We start from the raw sequence: 12464 nt of genomic DNA, 5'->3' as shown, positions 1-12464 counted from the left end.
TTGAGCAGCGCCGGAGCGCGTTATATCCTACCGTGTTTTGTACTATTTCCAACAAGATTTTTCTGGTAAACTAAAGTGGAAAGTTGCTTTCCATCCCTAGACTGAAGTCCCAGGGTTTGCCGGCTATTTTTTGACAATAGAGTTTTTGAGAGAGTTGGGATTGAAATTACTTTGCCTCAGTAACGGCCACGGAGAAGACGCGATCGCCCTTCGCATCTTGCAGGAACTGCAACAGCACCCGCATCCGCCAGAATTAGCCGTGTTTCCGCTAGTGGGTGAAGGGCAAGCTTTCGCTCAACTAGAAAACGCCCGCATCATCGGCCCGGTGCAGCGGATGCCTTCGGGCGGCTTTATTTACATGGACGGGAGGGAATTTTTGCGCGATGTCAAAGGCGGCCTGCTTCAGTTGACCATCGCTCAGTTTAAAGCCATCCGCGCTTGGGTGCGGACCCAACAACAGTCTGGGAATCAAGACGGCGTTATTTTAGCCTGCGGTGATATTGTACCGCTGCTGTTTGCTTGGCTCAGCGGCGCGCCCTATGTTTTTGTCGGTACTGCTAAGTCCGAGTATTATTTGCGGGACGAGGACGGGCCTCTGGGTCGCAAATCCAGGGTCTTTGGTGGGTGGAGTTGGTCGCGATCGGTTTATTTGCCTTGGGAGCGCTGGTTGATGACTCGATCGCGCTGTAGAGCCGTTTTTGCCAGGGACGCGCTGACCGCCGAGACTTTACAAAAGTTGGGAATTGCCGCTTACAATCTCGGAAATCCGATGATGGACGGACTCGAACCGGAAAACCCAGCCGGTTTTTACGGCCCTGATGCAGAGTTTCGGGAAATTGAGCGATCGCTCATCATCACCTTACTCCCCGGTTCTAGAGCGCCCGAAGCCTATGCTAATTGGCTGCTAATAGTAGAGGCTGTAGCCGGAATTTTGTCGCTGTTTGCCGATCGCAAATTGTTATTTTTCGGAGCCATTTCTCCAGAGTTAAACTTAGAAGCTTTGCGACCTAGTTTAGAATTTTTCGGCTGGCGACAAGACGGCGAAATTAGAACGCAGCGGCGTGAAGGAAGTATTTTGCGACCTCCTGTTTCTAGCGCTCAAGAAATTCAGCAAGAATCTCCTAATTTACTATTGCCCCTGACATTTGTGCAGAGAAACGCCACAATGATTTTGACTCAGCAAAGTTTTAACGATTGTTTGTACGAAGCAGATTTAGCAATAGCAATGGCAGGAACGGCTACAGAACAATTTGTAGGTTTAGGAAAACCGGCGATCGCCATTCCCGGAAGCGGCCCGCAATTTACTTTCGCTTTTGCAGAAGCTCAAAGTCGCCTGTTAGGCCCGTCATTAATTTTAGTCAAACATCCCGCTGAAGTTGCCGGCGCCGTGCAGTCTTTGCTCCGCGACCCCGATAGGTTGCAGCTAATCGCTGAAAATGGCTGGCGCCGCATGGGAGAACCCGGTGCAGCAGCCAGAATTGCCCAGTGTTTAATTCAGCGCTTCGGCGGTGAAGACAGCAATTCTCAATTGCCTGCAATAGACTAGGGACAAAACAATGTTTTGTCCCTACCAAGTATGTTTAATTCTACTTGCTTTAAAAAAATATTGTTCATTAACTACCTACTAATTTTCGTAGGGTGCGCCTAGGCGCACCTTACTAATACTGCATTCGCAGAAAATTTCAATTCGCGGTTTTTTCGGATGATGGAACCCAGAAATTAGCTTGAGGGATTTTAAAATCCGACTTAACCAACACTCCCGGTTCTCGCTGCACAGGCAGCACATCTAAAGTATCCGTTTGCGCGCAATATTTTAAATCTTCAATAACACCTAAACCGAGGAGGCGCTGACCGTGGCTGGCCCTTTCCAACAATTCGTGTAACCGATCTTGCCAGTGCAAATAAAGAGCAATAGCCCCAAATACTTCATCGTTACCAGCAAAATCGCTCGCAGGAATACCGCTTTCTGCTAGGAGACTTTGGGCGATCGCACCAGCACAAACCGTATCTTCCAACGAATAACTCCCTTCCCAACCAGAACCCACAATCCAAATAGTTTCCGGCTGTTTATTTAACAAAAACTGCACCACAGATTTGCGGTTAATCAAAGCCGCCGTTAACACAGTTGCAGCCGCTTGCACTCGTTCCAAAGCGCGAGTACCGTTAGTTGTGCTGATAAAAATTCGCTTCCCAGTCACCTTTTCTGGCGTGCAGTCCAGTGGAGAATTCCCCATGTCAAATCCGTCAACTTTGCCGCCGCCGCGCTCTCCAGCGCGAATCCGCTTATCAGCAGGCCAGTTTTCGCTCTCGGCCATTAGCTTCTCTAAGTCGCTGAAAACTTGGACAGCTTCCGCCCCATTATTCAGGGCCGTTGCCATTGTCGTAGTCGCCCGCAGCACATCAACTGCGATCGCGCAAGCCGGCATTTTGTCGGCTGGCGTAAGTTCCGGGGTATGGTAAATAAAAAGCTTCACTGTTGGGCTACCTGCGATAAATCCTCATCAGCAATAATAATGGAAAGTGGATAATAGAAAATAGAGTCGAGTCCTCAAAAGCAGAAAATATGTCAAAACAGCTAAATTCAAACCCCGCCCACGCCGCCATTACCGCACCAATTCGACTCCTGGCAGGTTTCACCTATCCTTTGCGAGCTTTCACGCTGATTTTGCAAACTCCCAAGCTGTGGACTTATGTATTAGTTCCCGTGGTGCTAAATTTTATAATTGGTATTGGTCTTTATTTAAGCTTGCTATTTCCCAGTCTGGCAGGGATAGACGTTTTAGTTGCCGATTTATCCGTCCGATTTAATGCTCTAATTGCTAGTTTTCCCACTTGGCTGAGCTTTCTCGGCGGGTTAACAGTCGCTTTTGGCTGGCTGCTGCGCGTACTCCTAGTGTCAGGACTTTTGCTGATAATTGGATTTTTGTTAGTGCAGTTTGGCGTGATTTTAGGTTCGCCCTGGTACGGCAAACTTTCCGAACAATTGGAACTCCTGCGGAACGGTCAATTGCCCGCAGAAGCACCAATGAGTTTGGCGAGTAGTTTTGGGGATATTCAAAGGGCGATCGCCTTTGAACTGCGAAAACTACAAATTTTGTTGAGCGTCGGTATACCGCTGCTGCTGCTGAATTTTATCCCTGGTGTCGGCTCTATTCTTAGCAGTTTGGGTGGCGTAGCTTTGGGTGCGACTATTGTCTGTTTGGACTTTTTAGATGCACCTTTGGAGAGGCGGAGGCGACCTTTTCAGGAGAAATTGGAGATAATTTGGGCGAGTTTGCCGGCCAGCGGGAGTTTTGGTGTGGTTTGTTTGGGTTTAGTGAGTATTCCCCTGTTGAATCTGTTGGCGATTCCGCTGTGCGTGACGGCGGGAACTTTGTTTTTTTGCGATCGCATTTGGCCGGCCCGCTTTGCCCCAGAAGAAACAAAGAGCGATCGAGAAACTAACATTACAACTTAAAAACTAGGGAGATGCTTCTTCCTTCGGCTGACTCTGGGAGTTAAGACCCAAAAACGGGCTTAAAAACAGCCAGCTAAGGAAGAAAAATGATGCTGTAAATAGCTGGACAATATCGATCGCCGACAAATATCCGTCAGATAATAGTGCAATAGTTCTATCTGTCAGCCCGAATATCCAAGAGAGAATCCCAAACAGCCAAATGCCTTTTTGGAGCATGGGCAAAAATGCTGAAACTTCGGAGTTTTGCTGCTTGTTCATTGATTTAGCCCTTGTTTGCGAAAAGTCTGATTAACCGGGGCACCCCAAGGGCTTAAGGATTTTTAGTGTCTCCTCGGATTCCCTTTGTTATCTATATGTTAAGAAATGTTTCCCGATATGACAACGCGCCCTGAGAGGGATTTCCGCATCTATCTCAAGAGGTAGTCGCAGCGCTAACAAAGAGTGATATTTGCTACACTTTGGTAGGATGCGCGATCGCGATCGGGTTCTGGGTCACTCTTGCCATTAGTCCCAGGCGCTTGATATAGTGGGTCACAGGCTACGTAAAAGAGCGAAATCATAAATTATGTTATTTAACAGTATTGAATTTTTAGTATTTTTTGCGATTGTTTTCGCCATATATTATTTCCCTCCCTTGCAAAAAGTGCAGGTTCCCATCCTGATCATTGCCAGCTTTATTTTTTACAGTTGGAGCGCCCCCGCACTATTGCTGATCCTGCTACTCTCCATTATTATCAACGCTACAGTCAGCTTTCAAGTTGCCCGAAATTCTGACAAGAAACAGCGATTTTTTTGGGCTTTATCGGGAGTCGTTCTCAATGTATTAATTTTGAGCTTGTTTAAATACGCCGGTTTGCTAACTAACTTTGTTGCCGAGGTTTTTAATATTGCTAGCTCCGAAGGCAGCATTGCTTATTTATTCTTAAAATTGCCTCTGCCTATCGGCATTTCTTTCTACACATTTGAAGGCATAAGTTTAATCGTAGACGTACTGACTCAAAAAAACAAAAGCGAAACCGCAGCCAACACTTACGTCTCGCCCAACTTTAGCCAACACCTGCTAAATACTTCATTTTTTATTGGCTTTTTTCCCAATTTGCTGTCAGGCCCGATTTTAAAATCTCAGACATTTTATCCCCAGATTGCTCCTAAATATTTTAAAGATATTCCTTGGAATTTCATTTTTCGCTCGCTCGTTGTCGGCTACTTCCTAAAAATGGTCATCGCCGACAACTTAAAAGACTATACCTTCTGGATTAGCTTTCCCTACTACCGAGGATTTGGAACTATTACCAACCTGACACTGCTGTTTGGCTACTCAATACAAATTTTCGCCGATTTTGCCGGTTACTCCTTAATTGCGATCGGTTTTGCGGGTGCTTTGGGTTACAAAATTCCCGACAATTTCGACTTTCCCTACATCTCGCGTTCCCTCTCCGAATTCTGGAGAAGGTGGCACATTTCCCTCTCAACTTGGCTCCGAGATTATCTATACTTTCCCCTCGGCGGAAACCGCAAAGGGAAAATCAGAACTTATGTTAACTTAATGATAGTAATGACTTTAGGAGGATTATGGCATGGGGCTGCTTGGAGTTATGCAGTTTGGGGAATTTATCACGGATTAGGTTTAGCAGTAGAACGCTTTTTTGGGTTCGACAAATCCAAAAAAAAATTACAAGAATCAAATCAAGTAAAAACCAAACCCATCTGGCAGCAATTATTATTGGACAGCCTTAGCGTTTTAGGAATTTTCTCTTTTGTTTCCGTGGGATGGCTGCTTTTCAAACTGCCTCGATTTGAAGAAGCGGTTGACTTCGCAGTTACTTTAGTTCGCAACTATAAAGTCAAGCCGGGTTGGAGTCACATTATTCCGACGCTAATTTTTTCGCTACCAGTAGTGATTTATCACATTCCCCATTTTCCCACTTGGCAAAATCGGATGAAACAGGATTCAAATAAAAACAGTCAAAAAGTCTGGAGCCTTTATCAAGATTTAGCTTTAGGAATTATGCTAGCAATGATATTCCTCAACAGTGGCAGCTCGAAACAATTTATTTATTTCCAATTCTAGAAGGTGTTCTATGTTTGTCAAATTCCAGTTGCGACCGATTTTACGGCCGATACTAATTTTTCTGTTTATAATGAGCTTTTATCAAGTGCTCGTCACCGGCGGAGTTTTGCCTGCTTCCGACGGAGTTAGCCTGCTTCAAAATAATATTGTTAAAACTCAAAGGTATGTATATCAGGATAATTCCGATCTAAAAATGGTAATGGTAGGTAGTTCTCTAGCTGCAAACCTTAATATTAAAGACATTGGAGAGGGCGTAAAGAGCATAGCTTTGGGGGGAGGAGCGAGCCAAACAGGTTTAGAAATAGTTAAAAGAAGTAAAAGCAAGCCTCCTATTGTTTTGGTAGAAATTAACGATACTATTGTTCGCAAAATAGATACAGAATTAATGGATTCTTTGTATCATCCTCTTTTTTATTGGTTACGCCAGTATCTACCGATGATGAGAGAGGAATACCGTCCGATTAGCATTTTTGTGGATTTTTTTAAAAGTCGAGCGAAGCCGAATCACAAAGTGACGCGAGAGGCTCTAGACAGATTAGAAGGTCGATATCTTACTCCCGACTTATCGCAAAAAACTATCCAAACGATAGTTGATCTTCAAAGTCAACCTTTGTCTAAAAAAGATGCAGAAGCTATAAAAAAAGAATCTGAGTTTATTAAAAGTCAAATCGCAGAAATAAAAAAAAATAGCGGGGCGAAAGTAGTTTTATTTGACATACCGCAAGAGTCACGAGTTAACGCTGCCATCAGGAGAAAACAAGTCCAAGAATTGGCTAAAAAGCTGTTTCCGTCCGATCGTTTTGAGTGGCTGCCACCCCCGAAAGAGCGAGAATGGCGTACCAATGACGGCGTTCACTTGATCCGCAGCGACGCTAGAGATTTTGCCGAGTTTTTGAGGGATAAATTGCTGGGCACGGTAGTGGCGGGCTCTCTTGGCACCGCGCCTAGAAAAGAAAGCTTGTAATTTACTGTGAAGTGTGTCATACTACACAATGAGCAAGTTTGGTGCAAGAACGATCGTGAGGTTTGTACTGAGGAGGGAGAGTTATCAAAGCTCTAAAAGCCACAGGACGAACAATTTGATGATCAGTATCAACCCGGCTTGATATGAGTTCAGCGTCAATAAAATCGAACAATGGCACGCTTAAATCAGATTATTGCGATCGAAAAAGGCATCAAAAGCCGATCCGTCCAAGAACTCGCAGAAGCTCAAAAAGCACTCCAGAAGCCCGCTGTGCTTTCTGGAATCTCTCGTACTTACCGCCCCAAAGACGAAGAAGGCGAACAACTGCCACCAGAGTCCAAAAAAGTTGAAGTCAAAGCCGAAGAGATTATCCGCAAAACGACTGAAGTTTTGACCAAACTCTTCGACGTAACCGCAACCAAAGATTGGACAAATTGTCGGGCTCGTGCTGACGTAACTGTAGACGGAAACGTGCTTTTGAGCCAAGTTCCTGTGAGCTATTTGCTATTCATTGAAAAGCAGTTAGCAGATTTGCAAGCATTCATCAAAAAACTTCCTGTCTTAGATGCTTCCGAGACTTGGAACTTCGATGCTTCGGCAGACTGTTGGGCAACTGAACCGGTGCAAACTCTCAAGACTTTTAAAACTCCGCGCAATCACGTTAAAGCTGAAGCTACCGAACACCATCCGGCTCAAGTCGATGTTTATTACGAAGATATTACGATCGGCTATTGGCGGACTGTCAAGTTTTCTGGAGCTTTACCAGCGCGGCGGATCAATGAGTTGCTGCAAAGGGTCGAAATATTGCAGCAAGCTGTTATGTTCGCCCGCGAAGAAGCTAACAATTCTGAAGTGGAGGAACAGAGAGTGGGAGAGCGAATTTTTCAGTTTATTTTTCGCTGATTGCTTGCTTTTTTAATAGTTATGGTTTAAGATATAAACAGAGTACAAATTAAAACTCAAACTTCAACTTAAACCGTACAAATGTGACAGTGCAGGTTCGACTCCTGTCCCTCCTACCCAAAATAAAGCCCAAAATAGGGGGGTAGCCCAATTGGCAGAGGCAGCATTGCGTACAAATTCAACAGCAAGTTATTACTCTAAACTCAGCATTCATCGCCGATCGTTAAAACGAATGTCAGGAAAAAATAACATCATCGAGGTTGCTGGCTCATATCCAGCCCCCTCTACCAAACGCAGGGGGGTAGCTCAATCGGTAGAGCGCGATGCTATTAATCTTAAATCCTTGACTTAAATGTGATAGCGTGCGTAAATGGGCGGTAAATATAAACCCAGTAGTAAGGTCAGAACTGCTGGGTTTTATGCTAATAATTGAATCAATTTGTTAAATCCGTCTGTCGTGGACGTATCAAGGCCGATGATTTACTGCATCAATCCTCAATGCGAACAACGCGAAAATCCTGCTGCTGCTCAAAATTGTCAGGCTTGTGGCACGGATTTGTTAATTGGCGATCGCTATCGTATCCTTAAACCAGTGCGATCGCCCAATCCCGCACGCCCCACAGACATCTTTGAAGTCGAAGATTTGGGAACCGGGGAAAACGAATGGGGAACTGTCAAAATTTTAAAAGTCTTGAAACACACCCACAACCCCGATTTAGTTCGCTTGTTCAAGCAAGAAGCGCGCGTTTTGATTTGGCTGGCTGGAAAGGGTTCCGTTCCCCAAGTCGAACCTGATGGTTATTTCCAAATTAAACTCCCTCATAATTTCCAAAAACTGTCTTGTTTGGTGATGGAAAAAATTAGCGGAGAAAACGTGGCAGAATTATTAACTAAAAAACAGTACGTTTCTCAAAATCTCGCTCTTGATTGGATGCAACAAATGCTTCATATTTTGCAGGAAATCCACAAATACCATTTAGTGCATCGGGATATTAAGCCATCCAACCTGATGGTTGAAGCCACTGGGAAATTGAGATTAATTGACTTCGGCGCCGCCACAGAAGCAGAGATAGATAGCGCACCCATAGGTTCTGCTGGATACGCCGCACCGGAACAAATTCTAGGTAAAGCAGGCGTGCGATCAGACTTTTTTGCCCTAGGGCGTACTTTTGTACATTTATTAACAGGCATAGAGCCGAGCTACTTTCCCGTTAATGAAAAAACTGGTAAAATTAATTGGAGGAACCAGGCTGTAGATATTGACCCCTTACTCCTAGACTCGATCGACGAATTGATCGAACCGCTACCAGAAAATCGACCTGAAAATACCCAAGTTATTTTAGAAAAATTAGAAAAATTAAAAATTCACGACGCAGACCCCCTGCAAAAGGGGGACGCAACATCGCTTCAATAAATCTCTTCCAACCTGCGAAAATCCCGCTCAACTTCCGCCCACAAAGCCCGATTGTGAGGGTCTGTTTTCACAGCCTTTTTCAAATAAATTCTCGCCTTATCAACCTGCTTTTCTCCGATCAAATGCCGTCCCCAGCGCTGATAGGCGATGGCTTGCCACTGACGCACCTCCAAATCTTCGGGAACCCGCTGGGCCAAACCCTCAATCAAGGCGATCGCCCGCGGGAACCTCTGATATTTCAGCAACTGCTGCAGCTCAAAATAAGCATCTTGCTTTAACTTTTGTTCCACCGCCGACAGATCCGCATTAGATTGAACGGGAGGCTGTTTTCGAGTCACATTAACTGCTTGGGGTTGAGCTTTCACCCTCTGATCCGGCGATGTCCAAGTAGGCGACACAGTTGAATTGGCAACTTTCGAGTCCGCAACATGATGGGGGGCAACATTCACCAAGAACTTATAAGCCTCAGTAATAGCAATAAACTTATTCTTAGCCTGGTCGTTTCCCGGATTCACATCGGGGTGATACTGTCTGGCTAACTGCCGATAAGAGGCCTTAACTTGCGATAAACTCGCACCAGACCTCAGTCCTAACTGTCGGTAATAATCTGCAATATCCATCTAGCATGAATGAGCGTTGATAATACCATTAAATATGGCAGAATCCTTAAATGTAAAGATTCTGCCAAAATTTACTGCGAACTAGGTTGTAGTGCGAGGGTTGCCCGCACTACTGAAGCGCAAAAATAACTTACGGACGATCTTCGATCACTCTGTCAATCAAGCCGTATTCCTTGGCTTCCTCAGCGGACATGAAATAGTCGCGATCCATGTCCTTCTCGATTTTCTCGATCGGCTTGCCAGTATTCTTAGCATAGATATTATTGAGTTCGTGGCGCAGCCGCAGAATCTCTTTCGCCTCAATCTGAATATCCGTTGCTTGTCCCCGCGTGCCCCCAGAAGGCTGGTGAATCATGATTCGCGAGTGAGGCAAAGCTAACCGTTTCCCCTTCGCACCGGCAGCTAACAGGAAAGAACCCATCGAAGCAGCCAAGCCCACACAAATCGTCACCACGTCCGATTTAATGTGCTGCATGGTATCAAAAATAGCCATGCCTGCCGACACCATCCCACCTGGGGAATTGATGTACAAAATAATATCCTTACCTGAATCTTCCGAATCGAGATAGAGCATCACAGCGATGATTTGATTGGCAATTTCATCGTCAACGTCCCTGCCCAAGAAAATAATCCGTTCCCGGTAGAGGCGATCGTAGATATTAATCCACTGAGTATCATAACCACCCGGCATTTTGTAGGGAACTTTTGGCACACCTATAGGCATAATTCGGAACTCCGTTTAGTTGGTAATTGGTGATCGGGCCATTGGTTAGGGTTTATTAGTTATTTGTTACTTGTTATTTTAGGTTTTTTAGTTTTTGGCTATAAGGACCAATAAACCCTAACCAATAACTAATAACTAATAACTAATAAGCAATAACCGAATTAGATGACTCCGGCAGGCAGCGGTTTCGGCAATTCTTCCGAACTTTCAAGAACGCGATCGATCAAACCGTATTCTTTAGCTTCATGGGGCGTCAGGTACAGCAACCGATCCATATCTTTAGTAATCTTTTCGATCGGTTGGCCAGTACAGCTTGCAAAAATCTCAAGCATCGTCGCTTTATTTGCCAGCACTTCCTTAGCCCGAATTTGAATGTCGCTTGCTTGACCCCGCGTGTAAGCCTTGGGTTGGTGCAACACAATCGAAGCGTGCGGCAAACTCGCCCGAAAGCCTTTTGTACCAGCCGCTAAAAGCATCGCAGACATCCCCATTGCCGAACCGAGGCAAATAGTGTGCACGGGCGGCTTAATATACCTGATCGTATCGCAGATAGCGAAGGCTTCTGTTTCAAAGCCGACGGGTTCGCCACTGTAACCAGAAGTGCCGGTCGAGTTGATGTAGATTTTGATCGGCTTATCCGGGTCTTCGTACTGCAAGAACAACAGTTCAGCGATAATCAGTTCTGTTACCGCAGGCACCAGAGGCATCCCCAGATAAACGATCCGCTCCTTCAGCAACAGGGATGGCAAATCGGGAGGTGGCGTCCGAGAGTTCCCTTCCCCGTAGTATGGCGATTGCACAGCTTTAATTGGTGTGTTCATATAACCGAAATGTTGCCTGAACTGATGGAGCTATTCTTAAAGAAATACTAACGCAATCTTTAGGTATCCCGCATGAAAGTTAGTTTGCTCCCGGTTTTAAACGACCCTAACCTTGACGCTGCTGCGCCCTCAACGCAGCGCCAGCTAGCGATTTCGGTGTCTGCGACGGCAAGCTCGATCGACTCCAGCGTACCCTTAAACCTGTGCCTGATTCTCGACCACAGCGGTTCGATGGGCGGACGCCCCTTGGAAACCGTCAAACAAGCCGCCGGACGGTTGCTAGACAGGTTGAAGCCCGGGGATCGCTTTTGCGCGGTGGCTTTCGATCATAAAGCCAAAGTCCTCGTCCCCAATCAAATTGTGGGAGATCCCAGCAGTATTAAACGGCAAATTGAGCAATTGCGCTCGGCCGGTGGCACAGCAATTGATGAGGGCATTAAGTTAGGTATTGAAGAGTTGGGCAAAGGCAAAAAAGAAGCTATATCTCAGGCATTTCTGCTGACTGACGGCGAAAATGAACACGGCGACGACAGCCGCTGTTTGAAGTTGGCTAAATTGGCTGCTGACTACAACATGACTTTAAATTCTCTGGGATTTGGCGATAACTGGAACCAGGATATTTTGGAAAAGATTGCTGACGCTGGCGGCGGTGCTCTGGCACACATTCAGCGTCCCGAAGATGCGGTTGACGAGTTTGGCAAACTATTTACTCGCATCCAAGGTGTAGGTTTGACTAATGCTTATTTGCTATTTTCGCTAATGCCAAAAGTGCGGTTAGCCGAACTCAAACCGATCGCCCAAGTTTCCCCGGATACGATCGAATTACCGGTACAGCAAGAGGGCGATCGTTTTATGGTGCGCCTGGGAGATTTAATGAAGGATATAGAGCGAGTAGTTTTGGCTAATATTTATATTGGACAGTTGCCCGAAGGTACACAGACGATCGGGCAATTGCAAATTCGTTACGACGATCCGACTGTCGGTCAAAGTTTGCTTTCCGATCCTGTTGCAGTTTCCGCTAATGTCCTGAAAGTTTATCAGCCGGCAATTAACCCGATGGTGCAGCAGCACATTTTAGCTTTGGCTAAATACCGCCAAACTCAACTCGCAGAAACCCGATTGCAACAGGGCGATCGAGCCGGCGCGGCGACAATGCTGCAAACTGCTGCTAAAACTGCTCTGCAAATGGGCGATAAAAGTGCCGCAACTGTGCTGCAAACCTCTGCTACTCGCTTGCAGTCTGGTGAACAATTGAGTGAAGCCGATCGCAAGAAAACTCGGATTGCTTCTAAAACTATTTTGAAGTAATCGCGCGATTTGAAATTTTAAATAATTTTAAATTGGGCGATCGGACAATTCGGTGATGCGAAATCGCCTCTATAAAAACGAAACCCGCGCCAAGGCGGGTTTCAATATTCTGAGTCTCGCCTGCAAAAAACGAAAGTCAGTATATGCCGATTGTTTCAAGCTGTGGATCGTGTAGAAGCTCG

Annotated in this window: 13 protein-coding genes; 7 read left to right on the top strand and 6 right to left on the bottom strand. The window is 45.6% G+C overall.

Going from position 1 to position 12464, the window contains the following annotated elements; genetic code table 11:
• Nucleotides 1–160 precede the first annotated feature (160 nt).
• Nucleotides 161–1546, top strand: a complete 1386-nt coding sequence (locus QUA42_RS05710) for a lipid-A-disaccharide synthase-related protein (RefSeq protein WP_333135874.1) — start codon at nucleotides 161–163, stop codon at nucleotides 1544–1546.
• Nucleotides 1547–1682: 136 nt separating this feature from the next.
• Here QUA42_RS05710 and QUA42_RS05705 read toward each other — a convergent pair whose 3' ends face one another.
• Entirely contained in the window at nucleotides 1683–2474 is a 792-nt protein-coding gene (locus QUA42_RS05705; RefSeq protein ID WP_333058798.1) for a 2-phosphosulfolactate phosphatase family protein, read from the bottom strand.
• An 89-nt stretch (nucleotides 2475–2563) separates the two neighbouring features.
• Here QUA42_RS05705 and QUA42_RS05700 point away from each other — a divergent pair, with 89 nt between their 5' ends.
• Nucleotides 2564–3457: an EI24 domain-containing protein gene (locus QUA42_RS05700; protein WP_333135872.1), complete on the top strand. Its 894-nt coding sequence runs from the start codon at nucleotides 2564–2566 to the stop codon at nucleotides 3455–3457.
• A 3-nt stretch (nucleotides 3458–3460) separates the two neighbouring features.
• Here the strand turns inward: QUA42_RS05700 and QUA42_RS05695 are convergent, their stop codons facing one another.
• Both QUA42_RS05695 and QUA42_RS05690 read right to left on the bottom strand, forming a co-directional pair.
• A complete protein-coding gene (locus QUA42_RS05695; protein ID WP_333038214.1) occupies nucleotides 3461–3715 on the bottom strand; it encodes a hypothetical protein in 255 nt (84 codons plus the stop codon).
• 173 nt (nucleotides 3716–3888) lie between these two features.
• On the bottom strand, nucleotides 3889–4017 hold the full coding sequence (locus QUA42_RS05690; protein WP_333135870.1) for a hypothetical protein: 129 nt from the start codon (nucleotides 4015–4017) through the stop codon (nucleotides 3889–3891).
• A 5-nt stretch (nucleotides 4018–4022) separates the two neighbouring features.
• On the opposite strand from QUA42_RS05690, the gene QUA42_RS05685 reads away from it, so the two are divergent.
• The 4 genes from QUA42_RS05685 (at nucleotide 4023) to QUA42_RS05670 (ending at nucleotide 8809) form a co-directional block, all read left to right on the top strand.
• Nucleotides 4023–5528, top strand: coding sequence for an MBOAT family O-acyltransferase (locus QUA42_RS05685; RefSeq protein WP_333135869.1), 1506 nt, complete (start codon nucleotides 4023–4025; stop codon nucleotides 5526–5528).
• A 70-nt stretch (nucleotides 5529–5598) separates the two neighbouring features.
• Complete coding sequence (locus QUA42_RS05680; protein ID WP_333135867.1) at nucleotides 5599–6492, top strand: hypothetical protein; 894 nt, start codon at nucleotides 5599–5601, stop codon at nucleotides 6490–6492.
• Between the two features lie 171 nt (nucleotides 6493–6663).
• Nucleotides 6664–7395: a DUF7873 family protein gene (locus tag QUA42_RS05675; protein WP_333058793.1), complete on the top strand. Its 732-nt coding sequence runs from the start codon at nucleotides 6664–6666 to the stop codon at nucleotides 7393–7395.
• 457 nt (nucleotides 7396–7852) lie between these two features.
• On the top strand, nucleotides 7853–8809 hold the full coding sequence (locus QUA42_RS05670; RefSeq protein ID WP_333135865.1) for a serine/threonine-protein kinase: 957 nt from the start codon (nucleotides 7853–7855) through the stop codon (nucleotides 8807–8809).
• Here the strand turns inward: QUA42_RS05670 and QUA42_RS05665 are convergent.
• From QUA42_RS05665 to QUA42_RS05655, 3 genes are all read right to left on the bottom strand, one after another.
• Nucleotides 8803–9429 carry a DnaJ domain-containing protein gene (locus QUA42_RS05665; RefSeq protein WP_333135863.1) on the bottom strand — a complete coding sequence of 209 codons (627 nt, stop codon included), beginning with the start codon at nucleotides 9427–9429 and terminating at the stop codon, nucleotides 8803–8805. The genes QUA42_RS05670 and QUA42_RS05665 overlap by 7 nt on opposite strands.
• 130 nt (nucleotides 9430–9559) lie before the next feature.
• A complete protein-coding gene (locus QUA42_RS05660; protein ID WP_190657906.1) occupies nucleotides 9560–10153 on the bottom strand; it encodes an ATP-dependent Clp protease proteolytic subunit in 594 nt (197 codons plus the stop codon).
• Between the two features lie 161 nt (nucleotides 10154–10314).
• Complete coding sequence (locus tag QUA42_RS05655; protein WP_190741967.1) at nucleotides 10315–10974, bottom strand: ATP-dependent Clp protease proteolytic subunit; 660 nt, start codon at nucleotides 10972–10974, stop codon at nucleotides 10315–10317.
• A gap of 72 nt (nucleotides 10975–11046) precedes the next feature.
• Here QUA42_RS05655 and QUA42_RS05650 point away from each other — a divergent pair, with 72 nt between their 5' ends.
• On the top strand, nucleotides 11047–12282 hold the full coding sequence (locus QUA42_RS05650; RefSeq protein WP_333135860.1) for a VWA domain-containing protein: 1236 nt from the start codon (nucleotides 11047–11049) through the stop codon (nucleotides 12280–12282).
• Nucleotides 12283–12464 lie beyond the last annotated feature (182 nt).

The organism is Microcoleus sp. Pol11C2 (assembly GCF_036701505.1).
In the GTDB taxonomy this organism is placed as follows: domain Bacteria; phylum Cyanobacteriota; class Cyanobacteriia; order Cyanobacteriales; family Microcoleaceae; genus Microcoleus.
The sequence above is the reverse complement of the archived record's forward strand: the minus strand, read 5'-3'. Positions and strand labels throughout refer to the sequence as shown.

Coding starts and splice junctions, on each gene's coding strand:
- QUA42_RS05700 (WP_333135872.1), top strand. CDS start 2,564: ATGTCAAAACAGCTAAATTCAAACCCCGCCCACGCCGCCATTACCGCA.
- QUA42_RS05695 (WP_333038214.1), bottom strand. CDS start 3,715: ATGAACAAGCAGCAAAACTCCGAAGTTTCAGCATTTTTGCCCATGCTC.
- QUA42_RS05690 (WP_333135870.1), bottom strand. CDS start 4,017: ATGATTTCGCTCTTTTACGTAGCCTGTGACCCACTATATCAAGCGCCT.
- QUA42_RS05685 (WP_333135869.1), top strand. CDS start 4,023: ATGTTATTTAACAGTATTGAATTTTTAGTATTTTTTGCGATTGTTTTC.
- QUA42_RS05680 (WP_333135867.1), top strand. CDS start 5,599: ATGAGCTTTTATCAAGTGCTCGTCACCGGCGGAGTTTTGCCTGCTTCC.
- QUA42_RS05675 (WP_333058793.1), top strand. CDS start 6,664: ATGGCACGCTTAAATCAGATTATTGCGATCGAAAAAGGCATCAAAAGC.
- QUA42_RS05665 (WP_333135863.1), bottom strand. CDS start 9,429: ATGGATATTGCAGATTATTACCGACAGTTAGGACTGAGGTCTGGTGCG.
- QUA42_RS05660 (WP_190657906.1), bottom strand. CDS start 10,153: ATGCCTATAGGTGTGCCAAAAGTTCCCTACAAAATGCCGGGTGGTTAT.
- QUA42_RS05655 (WP_190741967.1), bottom strand. CDS start 10,974: ATGAACACACCAATTAAAGCTGTGCAATCGCCATACTACGGGGAAGGG.
- QUA42_RS05650 (WP_333135860.1), top strand. CDS start 11,047: ATGAAAGTTAGTTTGCTCCCGGTTTTAAACGACCCTAACCTTGACGCT.